The 16,665-nt window shown below is 70.7% G+C and carries 16 protein-coding genes; 3 read left to right on the forward strand and 13 right to left on the reverse strand.

From position 1 onward, the window contains the following. Positions 1–4: 4 nt before the first annotated feature. The 13 genes from virB10 to VGT80_RS13745 form a co-directional block, all read right to left on the reverse strand. Entirely contained in the window at positions 5–1,060 is a 1,056-nt protein-coding gene (gene virB10, locus VGT80_RS13685; protein WP_327456679.1) for a type IV secretion system protein VirB10, read from the reverse strand. After that, entirely contained in the window at positions 1,057–1,842 is a 786-nt protein-coding gene (locus VGT80_RS13690; RefSeq protein WP_327456681.1) for a TrbG/VirB9 family P-type conjugative transfer protein, read from the reverse strand. Before VGT80_RS13690 ends, virB10 begins: the two co-directional genes overlap by 4 nt. Next, positions 1,839–2,990 (reverse strand): type IV secretion system protein, encoded by a 1,152-nt coding sequence (locus VGT80_RS13695; RefSeq protein WP_327456682.1) that lies wholly within the window; start codon positions 2,988–2,990, stop codon positions 1,839–1,841. The genes VGT80_RS13690 and VGT80_RS13695 overlap by 4 nt, the downstream gene beginning before the upstream one ends. After that, positions 2,987–5,377 (reverse strand): VirB4 family type IV secretion system protein, encoded by a 2,391-nt coding sequence (locus tag VGT80_RS13700; protein WP_327456684.1) that lies wholly within the window; start codon positions 5,375–5,377, stop codon positions 2,987–2,989. Before VGT80_RS13700 ends, VGT80_RS13695 begins: the two co-directional genes overlap by 4 nt. Then, positions 5,374–5,658 (reverse strand): type IV secretion system protein VirB3, encoded by a 285-nt coding sequence (locus tag VGT80_RS13705; RefSeq protein WP_327456686.1) that lies wholly within the window; start codon positions 5,656–5,658, stop codon positions 5,374–5,376. The genes VGT80_RS13700 and VGT80_RS13705 overlap by 4 nt, the downstream gene beginning before the upstream one ends. Then, positions 5,658–5,963 carry a TrbC/VirB2 family protein gene (locus VGT80_RS13710; protein ID WP_327456688.1) on the reverse strand — a complete coding sequence of 102 codons (306 nt, stop codon included), beginning with the start codon at positions 5,961–5,963 and terminating at the stop codon, positions 5,658–5,660. The genes VGT80_RS13705 and VGT80_RS13710 overlap by 1 nt, the downstream gene beginning before the upstream one ends. Beyond that, the gene (locus VGT80_RS13715) at positions 5,960–6,589 is read right to left on the reverse strand and encodes a lytic transglycosylase domain-containing protein (RefSeq protein ID WP_327456690.1); all 630 of its coding nucleotides are present in this window, start codon (positions 6,587–6,589) and stop codon (positions 5,960–5,962) included. The genes VGT80_RS13710 and VGT80_RS13715 overlap by 4 nt, the downstream gene beginning before the upstream one ends. Before the next feature lie 205 nt (positions 6,590–6,794). Beyond that, the gene (locus tag VGT80_RS13720) at positions 6,795–7,799 is read right to left on the reverse strand and encodes a PAS domain S-box protein (RefSeq protein ID WP_327456692.1); all 1,005 of its coding nucleotides are present in this window, start codon (positions 7,797–7,799) and stop codon (positions 6,795–6,797) included. 147 nt (positions 7,800–7,946) lie between these two features. Further along, the gene (locus VGT80_RS13725) at positions 7,947–8,414 is read right to left on the reverse strand and encodes a helix-turn-helix domain-containing protein (RefSeq protein WP_327456694.1); all 468 of its coding nucleotides are present in this window, start codon (positions 8,412–8,414) and stop codon (positions 7,947–7,949) included. A gap of 107 nt (positions 8,415–8,521) precedes the next feature. Then, entirely contained in the window at positions 8,522–9,427 is a 906-nt protein-coding gene (locus VGT80_RS13730) for a sugar kinase (RefSeq protein ID WP_327456696.1), read from the reverse strand. Positions 9,428–9,459: 32 nt separating this feature from the next. Further along, positions 9,460–9,918 (reverse strand): DMT family transporter, encoded by a 459-nt coding sequence (locus VGT80_RS13735; protein WP_327456698.1) that lies wholly within the window; start codon positions 9,916–9,918, stop codon positions 9,460–9,462. Positions 9,919–9,939: 21 nt separating this feature from the next. Next, the gene (locus tag VGT80_RS13740; protein WP_327456700.1) at positions 9,940–11,985 is read right to left on the reverse strand and encodes a TonB-dependent receptor; all 2,046 of its coding nucleotides are present in this window, start codon (positions 11,983–11,985) and stop codon (positions 9,940–9,942) included. A gap of 1 nt (position 11,986) precedes the next feature. After that, entirely contained in the window at positions 11,987–12,553 is a 567-nt protein-coding gene (locus VGT80_RS13745; RefSeq protein WP_327456702.1) for a hypothetical protein, read from the reverse strand. Between the two features lie 121 nt (positions 12,554–12,674). Here VGT80_RS13745 and VGT80_RS13750 point away from each other — a divergent pair, with 121 nt between their 5' ends. The 3 genes from VGT80_RS13750 to VGT80_RS13760 form a co-directional block, all read left to right on the forward strand. Next, positions 12,675–13,928, forward strand: coding sequence for a hypothetical protein (locus tag VGT80_RS13750; protein ID WP_327456703.1), 1,254 nt, complete (start codon positions 12,675–12,677; stop codon positions 13,926–13,928). Between the two features lie 75 nt (positions 13,929–14,003). Then, complete coding sequence (locus VGT80_RS13755; protein ID WP_327456705.1) at positions 14,004–15,779, forward strand: ATP-binding protein; 1,776 nt, start codon at positions 14,004–14,006, stop codon at positions 15,777–15,779. 84 nt (positions 15,780–15,863) lie between these two features. Next, the coding region (locus VGT80_RS13760; protein ID WP_327456707.1) for a hypothetical protein at positions 15,864–16,665 on the forward strand (802 nt) is incomplete at its 3' end.

Below are 16,665 nucleotides of genomic sequence, written 5' to 3' on the forward strand. Positions count from 1 at the left end.
CGGCTCAGGGCGCCACGCCGGAGAAATCCAGGTCTCGCGCCACGAACACCTGCAACGGCGTGCCCTGCGCCACCTTGATGGTCGCGGGAATATCGATCTGCTTCTGCAGGGCGATCTCGGCGACCCGGTTGGCCTGCACGGGCGACCCGATCACAAAGGTGTTGCCGCCGGAATGGCCATTCGCCGCCACGGCTGCGGCGGTGTCGACGACGGTGAGCAGGACGGCGGCGCCGAACCGGCGCAGGAAGTGGTCATCGGTCTCGCCGTCCAGGCCGCCGCGGCCGAGGCTGTCGGCGCCGGGGGAGGCGATATCGACCGAAATCCCGTCAGGGGTCAGGACGCGCGACCAGATCACGAAGGCCCGCGTCTGGCCCACGGCGACCGCGCTCTTGTACTGACCGACCAGACGCGAGCCGCGCGGGATCAGCACCTGGCGGCCGTCGAAGCTGCGGACGTCGCGGCTGACGACGGCGCGCACCGAGCCCGGCAGGTCTGAATTTATGGCGGTCTCCAGGACCGCCGGGACGACGGCGCCTTGAGGTATGGTCCGCGAGGGGTCGCGCAGCCGCGTCGCCCGGGCGACATCGACGCTGGCCCCCGCCACGCGCGCCGCGAACCGCTCCTCGGCGCTCAACGCTCCGGGATCTGCCGGTCGTGCGGCGGGCGGCCCAGCGATCCGCGCGGCGGTCGTCGCCGCCGCGGGCTCCGCAAGGTCGACGACCATGGTGGGGGCGTGCAGATCCTGGGCGTCGGCCTGAACTGCATAGGGAGAGGGGCTCGGCGCGGCTGGCTCCGGCAAGGGCTGCATCAGCGGCGCCGGCGGGGTTGCGGGGACCGAATTCAGGGCCGGCGTCGCGGCGGGGAGGTAGGCGACCGGCGCGGGGGGGGAGGCCTGGGCATGGGCCTGACGGCCGTGGCTGAGGACGGCGAACACCACTAGTCCCATCAGGCCCGCCGCCCCGAGACCCGCGGCGAGGGTCAGGGGCGAACTCGGCTGGCTCACGCGGGGACGCGCGCCATCGCGGTCGAAGACCCGGCTTTGGGCGGTTGGGTCGGTCATCTGCGCCACCATGGGGTCGGCTTCGGGCGAGGCTTCGGGCTGAGCGGTCCGGGCGCGGGCTCCTGGAAGCCGTCGTTGAACAGGCGGGTGACGTCGGGCCCGCGGCGCAGGACGAAGCCGCGCGCTATGGTGTCGGCCACCATGTAGCCGCCGCGCATGGCGACGTTGGTCACCGATTCCGAGCCGTTGGCTTCCATCACCAGGATCGCCGGCACGTCGCCGTCGGAGGTGAACCGGAAGTAGGTCGCCTTGCCGTCGTCGAACACCCGCTCCGGCAGGTTCCGCGCCGAGCCCTGGTAGCTGTAGGCGTGGTTGACGTCCTGTGGCTCAGGCGGGGCGACGGGCGCGGCGTTGGCCAGGGTCACCACCGGGATCGCCGGAGGCGGGTAGTCGAACCGGATGCTGTAGAACAGCGAGCGCCGACGGCTGTTGGTGGTCGTCGCCAGTCGGAAATCATAGCGGCGAAGGGTGGTGACCACCGTCATGTTGGTGGCCTTCCGCCGGCCCATGGGCTTGACGAACAGAAGGTTGGCCCCGCGGTTCGGCGTGATCTGCCAGCCTTGGCCGTCGCCTATGGCGACGTTCTCGATCCGCTCGGCGGGATCGAATGTGATGGAGAGCTGGTAGCCGAGCACCCCGGTCAGCTCAACGACCTGGTCAGGCGCATAGAGGACTTCGCCGATGCGCGGATCATTGGCGCGGGCGTGTGGGACGACGGCGCCGGCGGGACAGGCGACCAGCAGTACGAAGCCGGCGGTGAGGCGTGTGCAGATGGACCTCATCGGGCGGCTCCGAGGCGTCGCCGCGGCGCCGCTGGAGGCCGGCGGAGCCCATCGGCCATCCGTTCGGAGCTTGTCAGAGCCACGCCCGGCGCGCCGCCCGGCCCGCGCACGACGACGGTCCTGCGAATGGAGGTGAAGGCGAGCGGACCGTCGAGCTGACGCACCGCAGCGCTCATCCGCTGGGCGCGGGACAGCATCAGGGCCGGCGCGGTTTCCGCCGCTTCGAGGGTGATGGCGCCCGGCGCGGGGGCCGCAGCGCTCCGCTCCCGGCTCGGCCAGCGGAAGCCCATTGCCACCAGGCAGGCGCCGGCCAGCAACGCCACCTGGGCGGCGCAGAAGACCGCCACCGTGGCGGAGAGCGTCATGGCTGCCTGTGGATCGAGCACGCCTTCGGCGCGCTGACGCGCCATGGCTCCGAGCCCCGGCTCGATCACCGTCAGCATCATGATGATCAGGATCCACGACCCCAGGGGCGCGAGGGCGGCCACGCACATGGCGCGCACCCATCCCTCGAAGAGACCCCGCGTCTGGCGGAACAGGAAGAGCGTGATGAACACCGGACCAAGGGCGCTCAGCACGGCAAGGGCTATGGCCGCCACCGAGACGACCCCCGCTGTGGTGGCGAACAGCGCGCCGGCGGCGTCGGCGAGCGCCTGACCCGCGGCGGCCTCGGCGCTGGTGAAGGACTTGGCGACTGCCGGCGCCACCTTGCCGAAGGCCGTAGCTCCGGCGTTCAGCTCATCATAGGCGCTCTGCAGCCCATTCACCGGATCGGCCGCCAAGTTCGAGCCCTGAGCCTGCAGCGGCGCCGCGACCAGCGCGGCGATCTCGAGTGGGGCCTTGGCGGCGAGGTCGAACACCAGGGTCTGGAACGTGCTCCAGCTGGCTACCAGAGTAAGGACCGCCCCGATGCGGATGGCGACGCCGGGGGCTTCGGACATCCGCGCGCCCTGGGTGGCGAACAACAGCCGATAGCCCAGGACGGCGACATAGATGGTCAGCAACAAGGTGAGCGCGGTCTGGAACAACGGCGCGCCGGTGAGACTGTGGTAGCCCATCTCGGCAAAGTCGCGCGTGCGGCAGTCGACGGCGGAGATCACCCCGCGGATCACCCCGGCTGCGGGCGCAGCGGCGCAGATGTCGCTCATGGCGCGCGGCCCCCGTCGGCCATGAACGGCTCCAACCACTCGGTGGGGTCGTCGCCAAGCGTCTCACGCAGCCTATCGAGGCGCCGGACAGCGCGTTCGGTGCCGGCCAGCACGCGCAGCTCACCGGTCAGGCCCGAGAGATCGAGGCGCGCCACCACGGAATGGTCCGACTGTTTGATCAGGAAGCAGCGCGACGTGTCCGGCAGAGTCCGGATCAACTCGAACTCATGCTCGGAGAGCCCGAAACCCTCCACATAGTCCGAGGCCTTGGCCTTGGGGTTGGGGAAGAAGATCTGCGTGGCCGCCTGTTCGATGATCGCCGAGGCGATCCGGCTTTCCAGCGCGTCCGCCGCGCTCTGGGTGCAGAAGCCCACCAGACCGTTGCGCTTGCGGATGGTCTTTTCCCAATCCTTGATCCGGCGGACGAAGACGTCGTCGTCCAGCGCCTTCCAGCCCTCGTCGACCACGATGATCGCCGGGGTCCCGTCGAGCCGCTGCTCCAGCCGGTGGAACAGGTACATCATAGCCGGGGTCCGCGTCAGCGGGGCGTCAAGCAGACGGGTCATGTCGAAGCCGAGGATGCGGCTGTCGAGGTCGAGGCGGTCCTCGGCGTTATCGAACAGCCAGGCGTGCTCGCCACCCTCGCACCAAGCGGCCAGCCGTCCGGCCATGTCGCCCGCCGCCGGACGTCGTCCGCCGCGGAACACTTCGCGCAGGTAGCGGAGCCGCCGATGCTGCGGCGGCTGGGCGAAGTTGGCGTCGACGGCGTCGGCGATCAAGGCGCGGTCCTCGGCGTCGAGGCGCGCTCCGTCAACGCCCAGGAGACGCGCCAGCCATTCGATCAGGAAGGCGCGGTTCTCGGCCGAATCCGGCAATGCCAGCGGATTGAAACCCGACGGTTGGCCCGGCGCGATCACCTCGTAGCGGCCGCCGACCGCCCGGATGAAGGGCTCGGCGCCACGATCCTTGTCGAAATAGGCGACGCGTGGCTGGAAGCGGTCGGCCTGGGCTAGCAGGAAGGTGAGCAGCACGGTCTTGCCCGAGCCGCTGGGCCCGATGACGGTGAAGTTGCCGAGGTCGCCGGCGTGGAAATTGAAGTGGTAGGGCCCAAAGGCCGTGGTCTCGAGCACAGTGACCGGCGCGCCCCAGTGCAAGTCCTCCTGCTGGCCGAGCGGATGGTTGTGCAGGCTGGCGAGGCTCGCAAAGTTGGCCGTCGAGACGAGAGCTCGCCTGGCGATGTACTGCAGGTTGCCTGGAAACTGGGCCCAGAAGGCGGGTTCCAGGTTGACGTCCTCACGCACGGCAATGGCGCCGGCCTCGGCGAGCGCCGATTGGACCTCGGCGACCGCGGTGTCCAGTTCGTCAAGCGATGCGGCCTTGGCGAGAATTGTCAGGTGGTGCTCACCATAGGCCCCGCGTCCGGCGCCCACCTCGTCCTTGGCCTGAGCGAGCTCGCCGCGCAGGCTGACAGCGTCATCTTCCGCCGCTCGAAGGCGGCGAAGCGCCAGGCTCATCCGGTCGAGCGCCACCTGCCGATCGACGAAGGCGAAGCTCTCGGCGAGCACCAGCTCGAAAGGCAGGCGCAGCACTCCGTCCAGCATCCCCGGCGCGGAGCGGGCGGGATAGTCCTTTAGCGAGACCATGGCTCCAAAGGTGCGGTCGTCGTTCGACCCCAGGGGCCCGAATTCCATGGCGTCGAAACCGAAGGCCAACCGCCGCATGGGCAGAGCCTGGCCAAGGTCGCCGCCTGGGGTCAGCACGGGCCGCGGCGCGTCGTTGATCAGCAGAGAGAGGAACTCGGCGGGCTCGGAGCCTTCACCGCGCTTGCTGCGATACCGCGACAGGGTGCGCGCGCCGTAGGGCGCCAGCGCCGCCACGAAAGCCTCCCGCACCGCATGCAGCGCCTTCAGCTCGCGGTGGAGGTTCTGCGTTCCGGTGGACCCGCCCTGGAACAACCGCTCGAGAATCCCCGCGCCCCCGGTGGTCGGGCGTCGTACCAGGCTGATGAACAGATCGTTGGCGAACAGCCGTCGGCCGGCGAGGCGGGTGCGCCACTCGGCGTCGAGCTGAGCGCAGAAGGGATTGCCCGGCGCGGCCCCGAAGTTCGGGTCGACCTGGCGGCGGACGACGTGGTGGTAGATGGCCAAGCGGGAATCGGCCGCGCTGCGCAACAGGGTCTCACGCACGGCCTTGCGGTAGTTGAGTTCTTCGTCGGGCGCCGTCTCGAAGGAGAAGCCCTTGAGGTGCAACACCTGCAACAGCCTGCCGTCGCGCAAGGCGACGGTGGCGTCGTCCAGGTGCTCGGCATAGGGCAGCCGGTCGCCGATCGGCGTTTCCTTCGGGGCCAGCGCCTTGGCGATGCGCGTCGTCTGGAAACTGCTGATCACGGCGAATAGGCGTTCCCGCGCCAGAACCAGAAATTGCGCACCCTGGGCGCTCCGCGGGCCCGGGCGATCCACAGGTCGAAGAAGCGCGGCTCGCGCAGGCAGCCCACATAGCCAACGCCGTGCAGACCGCCCGCCAGCGCCAGGGCCCAGAAGGATCGGGTCAGCAGGAACGCCTCGACCGTGACGATCAAGTTGAACACCGCATAGGTGTAGGTCACCCCGCCGATCATCTGCGGCCGGGTAAGCGCCGAGAAGATTGGGTCGGTGGCCAGACGCGCCATCAGTGCAAGCCCGTGGCCATGGAACGGATGCCCGCGACGATCGCCGCGGCCCCGAAGATGATGAAACAGCCGACCACCACCGTCAGCCCGCGGCGCCAGTCCATCCGCCCGGTGAGCATCAGAAAGCCGACGGCGGCGACGGCGATCACCGCCGCGGCCGTGGCGAAGTTGCCAAGCAAGGTGTCCTGCACCCAGCTCAGCGCGCCGACCAGGGGCGAAGCGCCCTCCGGCGTACCCGCAGCCTGGGCCGCGGCGGCGTTGGCGGTCAGCAGCGCCAGCACGAGACCGGCCGTCCACGATTTCATTTTACTATCCTCGTGTCGCCCGCCTTGCGCGTCGTTGCGATCCAGTCTGCCATGACAGCGTTGACGTAGGCCTTTGTCTCGGCGAACGGCGGCGGGCCCCCATAGCGCCGCACTGCGTTGGGCCCAGCATTGTATGCCGCGAGCGCCGTCCGGACGTCGCCGCCGTAGCGATCGAGCAACGCTGCGAGGTAGGCCGCGCCGCCCTCGACGTTGCCGCTCAGGTCTGCGGCATCCACATGGAAAGTTTGGGCCGTCGCCGGCATCAGCTGCATGACGCCCACGGCGCCTTTGGGCGACCGCCTATCCTGGCGTAGCGCCGATTCCTTCCGGGCGACCGCAGAGACCAGTTCCGGCTGAAGCCGATGCCGCGCGGCCGCGGCGTGGAGCTCGCGAACGACATCGGCCCTCGATCTCTCAGCGGGCACAGGCGGCGGGTCGAATTCGGCGATCCGCCTGAATTTCCCGGATGAATAGACGCCGGGACCGTTGTAGGTTGTGACCGAACCGTCGGGCGCGATCTCGAGCACCTGCGCCCAGGCGCCGCCGGCGACCGCCAGCGCCAGCCCGAAGGCCAGCGCGGCGGTTCTCAGCGGCGGTGGCTCTAGGCCGACCTTAGCGCGCGTCAAACGGTCCTCCCCGACCTGTGAGGTTCCACCATACTCATGCGTCACGGCCGGCGGAAGCACTGCCTCAGGGCGGCAGGACGTCGCGGTGGGCCGAGCGGGATCCGGGTCTGTCGATGACTTAAGCCCTGCCGGGCCGATCAGCGGACATGCGGGTGGCTCTGACCCAGCCCGAGGTCACCCAGTTCAACGAAAGCGTGGCCTTGCCCTAGGCGGCGTCCTTGGTCCGCGCCGCGGGCCTCTGCGCGCCCCGGCCGTGGACGAGCACGCGGGTGATTTCTCCGGTCGGATTGCGCATAGGCGTGAAGGTCAGGGCCGTGGTGCGGGGGCCGTCGGTGGCGAGCAGCGCCACCTCGGCCGTCGTGCTCGCGGCCGAGCTCAGGCACTCGAGCAGCGCCCGCTTCAGGGCGCGGCCCTCGTCCTTGGCGAGCTTCTCGGGCGCCCAGCCGCCGATCGCGTAGCGGGAGCGGCCGGTGAAGGCCTCGGCGGCGGAGTTCATGGAATCCAGCACGAATCCGCCGTCGCCGCCGATCGCGTAGACGAACAGAGGGTCGCCGATCGCCTCGAAGAGCTGGTTGAAGTGAGCGTTGGCGTCGCGCAGGGCGTCCGCCGTGCGCTCGCGGTCGGTGACGTCGCGCAGGACCCCGGTGAACATCCGTCGCCCGGCGTCCGACCACTCGGTCATGGTCAGCTCGAAGGCGAAGACGTCGCCGCGCTTGCGAACGCCGCGGTGGACGGTGCGCAGCTTGGCCGCCTCGACCATGGCGGTGACGCCGGTCCTGGCCATGTATTCGGCGTGGGCGCGCCGTCCGCCCTCGGTCATCAGCCGCTCGAGGCTGGTTCCGATCATCTCCGCGGCGCCATAGCCGAAGATCCGCTCGGCGGCGCGGTTGAAGGTGACGATGGTCGCCTGATCGTCGATGACCACGATCGCCTCGCCCGCGCCGTCGATCAGCTCTTCCTGGCTCTCGATGGCGTGCTGCAGTTCGGCCAACTGCGCCTGCGTCTCGGCCAACTCGCGCCGCGAAGCCGCCGCGCCCGCCATCGCCCAGACCGCGACGCCGGCGACCGCGGCCAGGGCGACGAGATGCAGCGCGACGCCGGCCGGGCTCGGCGGTCCCGTCAACACCAGATGCAGCGCCTCCGCCGTCAAGGCGAGGGCGAAGCCGATCAAGGGCGTCTTCAGCGATGTCCGGGGCGAGGCAGCGGGCATGAACCCTGGACCTTTCACTATCCGGTTGTGATCCGGTTAATGGATAACGCCGGTATCTTGGACTCCCGGCGCGTTTCGGTCCGCCCGGAGCCGCCTCCGCGGCGACGCTGAGCGACCTCGATGGGCCGAAATAGCCGGGCTTTGGCGTCAGTCGTCGGTCTCGCGCCCGATCCGGCGCAGGGTCTTGAGGAGGTCGCGGAAGATCGGCGCGGTGCTTCGCAGTTCGCGCAGGTTCTGGCGGGTGACGGCCTCCAGCCGATTCTCGCCGTCCGGCGTCAGGCGCAGCAGGATCCGACGCCGATCGGCGCCCGACGGCGCGCGGGTGACCAGCTGCGCGGCGACCAGCCGGGCGACCAGCTCCACGGCGCTGTGGTTCCGGATCAGCAGGCATTGCGCGAGCTCGCCGATGGTCATGGGTTGGGGGCCGGGGTGGGCCCGGATGGCCAGCAGGGCCTGGTGCTGCTGGGGCGTCAGGCCCGCCGCCTGGGCCGAGGCGTCGCCGAAGGCGGCGAACCGGCGCAGCGCCAGGCGAAAGGCGCCCACCGCCTGGTAGTCGGCCGCCGACAGCCGCGCGCGCCGCGGTGGGGTCGGGACGGGGACGGACGCGCGCTTCACGAGCACCTCGCAGGCAGGCCTTGCGCGAGCCGGAGGGTCGCCTGGCCGCCGAGAATTATATCGTGAAGCGATCTTTTGTCGCCCGCTTGTTGCGGCCCCTGCGACCCTCAGCCGCCCGGCATGGCGGCGCGCGGGATGATCGCGCCGCGATGCTGCACCACCGCGCCCGCCAGCCGGCGCGCCGTGGCGATGGCTGCAGCGACACTCGCGCCGCCCAGCCGCGCGGACAGATAGCCGGCGTTGAAGGCGTCGCCCGCGCCGGTCGTGTCGACGACGGTGACCGGCGGCTCGGCCGCGAAGGTCTCCGTGCCGCCGCGGGAGACCACCTCGATCTCGCGGCGCTCGCGGCGCAGCACCACCTCGCATCCCGGCTCGGCCCAGCGGCGGACGGCGCCGTCCGGATCGAGCCCAAGGCCCTCCAGATCCGGCTCGGCGGTCGAAATGTAGCCGGCCAGGCGCGCCAGCGGTTCGATAGCCTCGCGGGCCGCCTCGGGGCCCGGCCACAGTCGGGCGCGGTAGTTGGTGTCGAGGGCGAGCGTGGCGCCGGCGCGCACGGCGGCGGCGAGGCTGTCGGTCAGCGCCTGGCGGCCCGTCTCGCGCAGGATCGCGAGCGTGATGGCCGAGACATAGACCAGCTTCGCGGCGGCCAGGGCCCGGCCCAGCGCCGGGCGGTCGACCAGCGCCAGATAGTCCCGCGCCGGCGCCTGGTCGCGCCAGTAGTAGAAGCTGCGCTCGCCGCGCTCGTCGCGGCCGATCGCATAGAGGCCGGGCAGCCGCCCCTCGGCGTCGACGACGAGGCCGCGGCCCAGACTCTCGCGCGCCATCAGCCCCAGGATCCCCGCGCTGAACGGATCGCCGCGTCCCACGGCGGTCGCATAGTCGACGGAAAGCCCCAGCCGGCTGAGATAGACCGCGGTGTTGAAGGTGTCGCCGGCGTAGCCCAGCTCGGCGTGGTCGCTCCCCGCCAGGCTGAGCTCCACCATGCACTCGCCGATGACCACTGCGTCGACCATGGCTGCGCCCTAGCAGAGACGAAGGGCGGGCACTACTCGCGCCGCAGCACCAGGGCGGCGCCGGCCAGCAGCAGGACGGCGCCGGCGAGCGTGCTGAAATTGATCGGGCGGCGCTCGTGCAGCACGCCGAAATGGTCCAGGGCGATGGAGCAGACCATCTGCCCGGCGATCACGCAGACCATCATCCGCCCCGCGCCCAGCGCCGGCGCGGCGACCAGCACGCTGAACACATAGACCATGCCCATCAGCCCGCCGAGCCAGGCCCAGGCGGGCACGGCCCCGACGGCCGCGAGCGACGGCGTGGCGGGCCGCAACGCCATGATGATCGCGATCATCCCCAGGGCGCCGATCAGGTTCTGCGCCGCCGCGCCCCACAGGGGACTGCCCAGCGCACCCCCCAGCCGCGCATTGATCAGCGCCTGCAGGGGCAGCAAGGCCCCGGCCACGATGACGAGGGCGACCAGCGCCGCCTCGGCCGATGATCTGAACATGTCCGCCCCCGCCTTCCGAGGTCAGAACCTAGCGGTGATTCCGATCCGCGCCGAGCGCGGTTCCAGCGGATGGACGTGGATGTCCGCCACGCCGGCCGCCGGTTCGCCGGGCAGGCGGTCGACATAGAAGTAGTCCGCCGCGTCGTCCTTGGAATCGAACAGGTTGAAGACGTCGGCCTGCACGCGCAGCTTCGGGGTGATCTTGTAGCCGAGGTTGAGGTTCACCTCCCGGTAGCCGGCCGAGCGCTGCGAATTGTCGGGGATCAGGGGGTGGGCGCCGAGGTCGCGGACCTCCACGGCCCCGAACCAGGGCCCGAGGTTGTCCAGCAGCAGGCCGGCCGAAACCACGAGGGCCGGGGCGTCCTCGATGTGACTGCCCGCCGGATCGCCGTCGGTATAGCGCGCCCGGCTGATCGCCACATTGGCGTTGAGCTCGAGCCAGTGGACCGGCCGGTACTGCGCCGTCAGCTCCAGGCCGCGCCGCAGGCCGGGGCGCCCGGCCTCGGTCTGGCCCGCGTCGGCATTGTAGGTGAGCTCCGAGGCGAACTCCATCTGGAACAGGGTGGCGGCGGCCTGCACGTGCGGGATGGCGCTGGTGCGCAGGCCCACCTCATAGCCGGTCGATTTCACCAGGAACGGCGGTCGCGCGACGATGCCGACGTCGGCCAGTGTGCCGGCGCGGGTGTCGTTGGAATGGAAGCCGCGGCCGGCGCTGACATAGAGCTCGGTCCTGGCCCAGGGCCCGAAGATCAGGCTGGCCTTCGGCTGCGCCAGGCTCTGGCCCTCGTTGGCCGACAGCCCGCCCGCCAGGTTGTGGTCATCGCCCTGGAAGCGGTCGACCCGCAGGCCGCCCACGGCGCGCACATAGTCGCCGAGGTGCAGCGTCGCCTGGCCGTAGGCCGAGAGGTTCCACTCCTCCACCCGGTCGGCGATCAGGGTCTCGAGGTCCTGGCGGTTCTGGGTATGGCGCGCGTCCACATAGATGCGGTCGTAGCGGCCCTGCACGCCGAACTCCGTCTCGACCCGCTGCCCGGCCACCGTCCCGTCCATGCGGTAGGCGATCTCGCCGCCCGCGGTGATGCGCCGATCGTTCTGCCCATGCTGGTCGCCGCGCACCGGATCGTCGAGGAAATGGGTGAAGTCGTTGAACAGGGTGAGCTGGTTGCGGATCACATAGGCGTTGGCCGCGATGCGCCCGGGACCCACGTCCTCGCGGGCATATTCCGCCGATAGCGAGAACCGCTCCGACTTGCCGCCGTCAGAGGGATCGAGCGTCCCGAACCGGTCGATCAGCCCCTCGCGGATCGCGCGCAGCGGCTGGTCCGTCGTGGCGTTCCACAGGCCGTGATAGTAGAGCGCCGTCACCGCAAAGCCGTTGGCCGCGTCGCCCTCAGCATACCGCACCGCGCCGTTGACCTTCCTGAGGTTGTCCGGATGGTCCCACGGGCCATCCAGATGCACGCCTTCGCCGGCCACGATCAGCCGCGCGTCCTCGCCCAGCCTGAAGGTCGCGCCGGCGAACAGCCGCTGGTCGCCCAGCGTGCCGGCGCTGAGCGCCATCTGCGCCGGCAAGTCCTGCACCAATCCCATGTGGTCGGAGCCCACCGAGGAGAAGTCGCCCTCGTCGGCATAGTAGGGCCCCTTGGTGAACCGCACGCCCGAGGCCAGCTCGGGGATCAGGAAATTGAGGTCGGTGTAGCCTTGGCCGTGGGCGTGGGTGCGTTCGTTGACCGGCATGCCGCCGACGAAGGTCGCAAGGTCGGTCCCATGGTCGAGGTTGAAGCCGCGCAGCAGGTACTGGTTGGCCTTGCCCTCGCCGGAGTGGACCGTCACCACCAGGCCCGGCACCGTCTCCAAGAGCTGGCCCACACGGTAGACCGGCCGCAGCTCCAGCTCCTGCTTCGTGACGACGCCCTCCGAGGCGGTGGTCGCCTGGCCCAGCACGTCCTGGGTGGAAGCGGTCACCACCACCTCCGACAGCTGCTTCGGCGCCGGCGCCGCATCGTCGGCCAGGCATGGGTGGGCGACCGCCAGTGAGGCGGCGGCCGCGAGCAGCTGGAGCCGCATCTCAGGGCTTGCCGGCGTACTTCTGCTGCTTGGCCTTCACGTCGGCCGGCCAGTCGGGCAGGGGGTTCCCCTGCGCCGGGCCCGTGGCCTTCAACTGCGGCTGGATCACGTACTCTTCGTGGCAGCTTGTGCAGACCTGGTAGATCTTGGCGCCGCTGTCATAGACGCCCTTCTCATCGTGCTTCTCGGCGGCGGCCTTGGCGATGATCGCGAGATCGGTGAGCTGCTGGGCAAAGCCGTCCCAGTCCTTCTCCGGCGCCCGCGGCCGGGTCGGCAGCTGCAGCATGTTGCCGGCCTCGATCAGGGTGGCCGCCGCGCTCTCCAGGCTCTCCCAGCCCTCGTCGGTGGTCGGCGCCAGCTTGCGCACGCCCTTGGCGGTGACTTCCTCGCCGGCGCCCTTCCAGTAGACGAAGGAGGCCGGGTCCACCACGTGGGCCATCAGCTCGTTGGTCGGCAGGCTGGTGTTGAACTTGGCCTGGGCCGCAGGCGCGGCCGGCGCGGCGGGCTTCTGCGGCGAGCAGGCGGTCAACAGAGCGGCGCAGGCCGCGAAGGTCATGATGCGCTTCAAAGGTCGATCCTCGGACGGCCGCCAGCTTGGCTGAGCCTGCATACTTTGCCAACCGTGGCCGTGTCCGGTTAAGAACGGTGTCAGGGACCGTTACAGCGACGTTACAGCAAGGGAATCACCGGTGGCCGCGGACGACATCGCGATCCTGGCCGAGCGCCTGCGCGGCGCCGAGGCCCTTGGCCGGTCCGAGGTGATGAACCGCCTGTTCGATTACCTCGCCAAGGTTTCCGCCGCCGGCGGGAGGCCGAAGGAGGTCGAGGTCGCCGCCGCCGTCTTCCGGCGCGACTCCACCTTCGACGGCGCCCAGGACGCCTCGGTCCGCGTCGCGGTGCACCGGCTACGCCGCAAGCTCGTGGACTACTATTCCGGTCCCGGGCGCGACGAGCCGCTCCACCTCACCGTGCCGCGCGGCGAGTACCGGCTGATCGCCGTGCCGTCCGAACAGGCCCCGCGGCCTATTTCCCTGACGCCGCGCCGCCTGCGGCCGTGGATGATGGCGCTCGCCGTGCTGGCGGCGCTGAACCTCGCCGCCTGGGCCGGCTGGTGGGCCAGCCACCGCGACGGCTACGAGGCCGTCCGCCGCATGCCGCCCTGGGCGCAGCTCCTGGGTCGCGACCGTCCGCTGCTGGTGGTGGTCGGCGACTACTACATCTTCGGCGACCTCGATCAGGCGACCGGCGCCGGACGCCTGGTGCGCGAATACGGCGTCAACTCCGCCCAGGACCTCGACGCCTGGCTGATGGACCACCCCCAGGCGGTCGGCCGTTATCGCGACCTCGACCTCTTCTACCTCCCGGTGGGGACCGCCGCGGCGCTGCGCGACGTCATGCCGCTCCTGGCCCCCCGGACCGGCCGTCACGACGAAGTCCGCGTGGTCCAGGCCTCCGACCTGACGCCGGAGATGCTGAAGCGCGACGACGTGCTCTACGTGGGCTATCTCAGCGCGCTGCGCCTGTTGCGCGACCCGGTCTTCGCGGGCTCCAGGTTTCGCGTCGGCGAGACCTATGACGAGCTCATCGACACCCGCACTGGCCGCCGCTACGCCAGCCAGGAGGGCGGCCCCGCGCAGGGCCAGGCCAGCCAGCGCGACCTCGGCTATTTCGCCGCTTTCCGCGGGCCCGGCGGCAACCGCATCGTCATCCTTGCCGGGGCCCGCGACATGGGCCTGATGCAGACCGCCGAGGCGGTCACCAATCCCGCGGCGCTCAACGGCCTGCTGGCCGCCGCCGGCCGCAGCGACGCCTTCGAGGGCCTGTTCGAGGCCGAGGGGATGCGCCGCGCCAACCTCGGCGGACGCCTGCTGGTCGGCGCGCCGCTCGACGCGGCCCACATCTGGTCGCCGCCCAGGAACGCCCCGCAGTTCCCCGCCGGCTGAAACGGCGTTCGTCGAACTTGACGCGTGGTTAACCCGCCGCAGGCATTCTCCCGACAACAAAAGGGGAGGCGGCTGTTGAGCCATTCAGCCGACAGCGCGGGGAAAAGCGCGTCGCCGAAGGACCACGCCAGCGGCGCACACCTGTTCGCCGTCTCGGCGCGCAACCTCATTCCACGCCTGATTTCCAGCCTCGCGCTCGGCGCGGTGGGCGCCTGCTATGTCGGCCCCGGCTGGACCTTGTTGTGGTTGATGGCGGTCTGGACGGGCCTGATGGTGGGGCTGCGGCTGACCGCGGCGACGTCCGGCGGACCGCGGCCCATGCGGGCGATCACCGCCAACAGCATCGTCGGCACCCTGGTCCAGGTCGTCCTGCTGGTGGCGCTGTGGCGCACGGGCGATGCGGTGGCCGGCTTCTTCGCGCTCACCTGCACCTTCGTCGGCTCCGCCTATGTGCTGTTGCAGTACTATTCCGACCTCGGCCTGTTCCGCCTGCTGCTCACCCCCTACGCGATGCTGATGCTCTACATGGGCGTCGACCTGGCCTTGCGTGACGGCCTCAAGAGCGGCGAGGTGGTCGCCGTGGGCGCGGCGCTCGTCACCCTGGTCAACTTCTTCTTCCTGGCGCGGCGGCAGCTCGACCGGTCGCGCACCGTCCTGCGCGCCGCCCGCAAGCAGGCCCAGCTCGGCGAGCACGCCGCCGACGCGGCTAACGCGGCGAAGAGCACCTTCCTGGCCACCATGAGCCACGAGATCCGCACCCCGCTCAACGGCGTGCTGGGCATGGCCCAGGCCATGGCCGCCGACGAGCTCAGCGAGGTCCAGCGCGAGCGCCTGGGCGTCGTCCATCGTTCCGGCGAGGCCCTGTTGGCCATCCTCAACGACGTGCTCGACCTCTCCAAGATCGAGGCCGGCAAGCTCGAGCTGGAGACCATCGAGTTCGATCTCGGCGAGGTGGCCCAGGGCGCCTATTCCGCCTTCACCGCGCTCGCCAACAAGAAGGGCCTGTCCTTCGGTCTCGACATCGCCGCTGCGCGCGGCCGCTACCTGGGCGATCCGACCCGCCTGCGGCAGGTGCTCTATAACCTGATCTCCAACGCCCTGAAGTTCACCGACCAGGGCGAGATCCGCGTCCAGGCCCGCCACGATGGCGCTGTGCTGGAGATCGTGGTCTCCGACACCGGCGTCGGCATCTCGCCGGAGAACCTGGCCCGCCTGTTCCACAAGTTCGATCAGCTGGATTCTTCCACCACCCGCCGCTACGGCGGCACGGGGCTGGGCCTGGCCATCTGCCACGAGCTCGCCCAGCTGATGGGCGGCGACATCGCCGTCGAGAGCGAGGTGGGCCAGGGCTCGCGCTTCATCGTGCGCCTGCCGATGCCGATGATCGGCGAGGAGAGGGCCTCGCCGCAGCTCGCTCCGGCGCCCGCCACGGACCTCAGGCCCATGCGCCTGCGGGTGTTGGCCGCCGAGGACAATGCCGTGAACCAGCTGGTCCTCAAGACCCTGCTGCACCAGCTGGGCCTCGAGCCCACGGTCGTCGAGGACGGCGCCGCGGCCGTCGAGGCCTGGCGCGCCAGCGAGTGGGACGTGATCCTGATGGACGTCCAGATGCCGGTGATGGACGGCCTGGCCGCCACCGCCCTGATCCGCAAGATAGAGCGGGAAACCGGCCGCCGGCGCACGGCCATCGTGGCGCTGACCGCCAACGCCATGGCCCATCACGTGGAGCAGTACCGCGCCGCCGGCATGGACCGCCACGTGGCCAAGCCGATCTCCGCCGCCGACCTCTTCCAGGCCCTCTCCGCCGTCCTCGAAAGCTCCGACGGCGACGAGGCCAGCGCGGTGGCCTAGGACGTTCGGCCCGGCCCCATTCCCCCCTCGTTCATGTTCACGCGTTCTATCTCCTGGACGGACCACGTCCTGGAGCCACGCCCCATGCGCCCACGCCTGCTGATCCTTCCGCTCGCCCTCGCCGGCGGCCTAACGGCCTGCGATCGCCAGGCACAGCCGCCGCCGGCCACCGGCGCGCCGATCGCCAGCCTGCCGCTCGCGGAAGGGGCGGCCCCGCCCACCGCCTATGCGCCGATCGCCGATCAGCTGCCGCCCGCGCCGCCCGTGCTTGTCCGACGGCCGCCGCCGCGGGCCCGCTACAGCTACATCGACCGCGCCTACGCCATGGGCCAGGCGTTCGGCGAGAGCCCGCCGGACTACACCGTCGACTATCAGGGCGAACGCCCGTGGATCTGGCGATCGGAGAACGGCGACTACCGCGTGGTCGAGCCGACGCCCGACGGCGAGCGCGACTACTATTACTCGGGCGACAGCGACGAGCCCTTCCTGGTGCGCGATCCGCAATATGCCTACGGCTACGACCAGGGCGCGCTGGTGGTGATCTACGACGCCCGGGGCCGGCCCATGGACTACGACGCCCGCGCGGCGGAGCGCTCGGCGCGCTACCTCGCCCGGGCGCGCGCCCTGCATGCCGCAGCCCTGCACGACCAGCGCCAGGCCGCCTATGCCGCGGCCTGGCGGGCTCGGCGCAACGCCATCCTCGACCAGCAGCAAGCGTGGCAGGCCCAGCAGCAGCAGGATAGCGAATGGCGCGCCTGGCATGCCGATCACCAGAGCGAGGACCACGCGCGCTGGGATCGCGAGCAAGCGATGCGCCAGGCCTATGCGGCGCAGCTCGCTCCGCGGGTCGCGCCCGAGCGCCGTCCGCAGCCCTCCTATCAGCCGC

It is taken from the genome of Phenylobacterium sp. (assembly GCF_035944335.1).
In the GTDB taxonomy this organism is placed as follows: Bacteria; Pseudomonadota; Alphaproteobacteria; order Caulobacterales; family Caulobacteraceae; genus Phenylobacterium.

Coding starts and splice junctions, on each gene's coding strand:
- VGT80_RS13710 (WP_327456688.1), bottom strand. CDS start 5,963: ATGAAATCGTGGACGGCCGGTCTCGTGCTGGCGCTGCTGACCGCCAAC.
- VGT80_RS13735 (WP_327456698.1), bottom strand. CDS start 9,918: ATGTTCAGATCATCGGCCGAGGCGGCGCTGGTCGCCCTCGTCATCGTG.
- VGT80_RS13690 (WP_327456681.1), bottom strand. CDS start 1,842: ATGAGGTCCATCTGCACACGCCTCACCGCCGGCTTCGTACTGCTGGTC.
- VGT80_RS13720 (WP_327456692.1), bottom strand. CDS start 7,799: ATGCCCGCTGCCTCGCCCCGGACATCGCTGAAGACGCCCTTGATCGGC.
- VGT80_RS13695 (WP_327456682.1), bottom strand. CDS start 2,990: ATGAGCGACATCTGCGCCGCTGCGCCCGCAGCCGGGGTGATCCGCGGG.
- VGT80_RS13740 (WP_327456700.1), bottom strand. CDS start 11,985: ATGCGGCTCCAGCTGCTCGCGGCCGCCGCCTCACTGGCGGTCGCCCAC.
- virB10 (WP_327456679.1), bottom strand. CDS start 1,060: ATGACCGACCCAACCGCCCAAAGCCGGGTCTTCGACCGCGATGGCGCG.
- VGT80_RS13705 (WP_327456686.1), bottom strand. CDS start 5,658: ATGGCGCGTCTGGCCACCGACCCAATCTTCTCGGCGCTTACCCGGCCG.
- VGT80_RS13730 (WP_327456696.1), bottom strand. CDS start 9,427: ATGGTCGACGCAGTGGTCATCGGCGAGTGCATGGTGGAGCTCAGCCTG.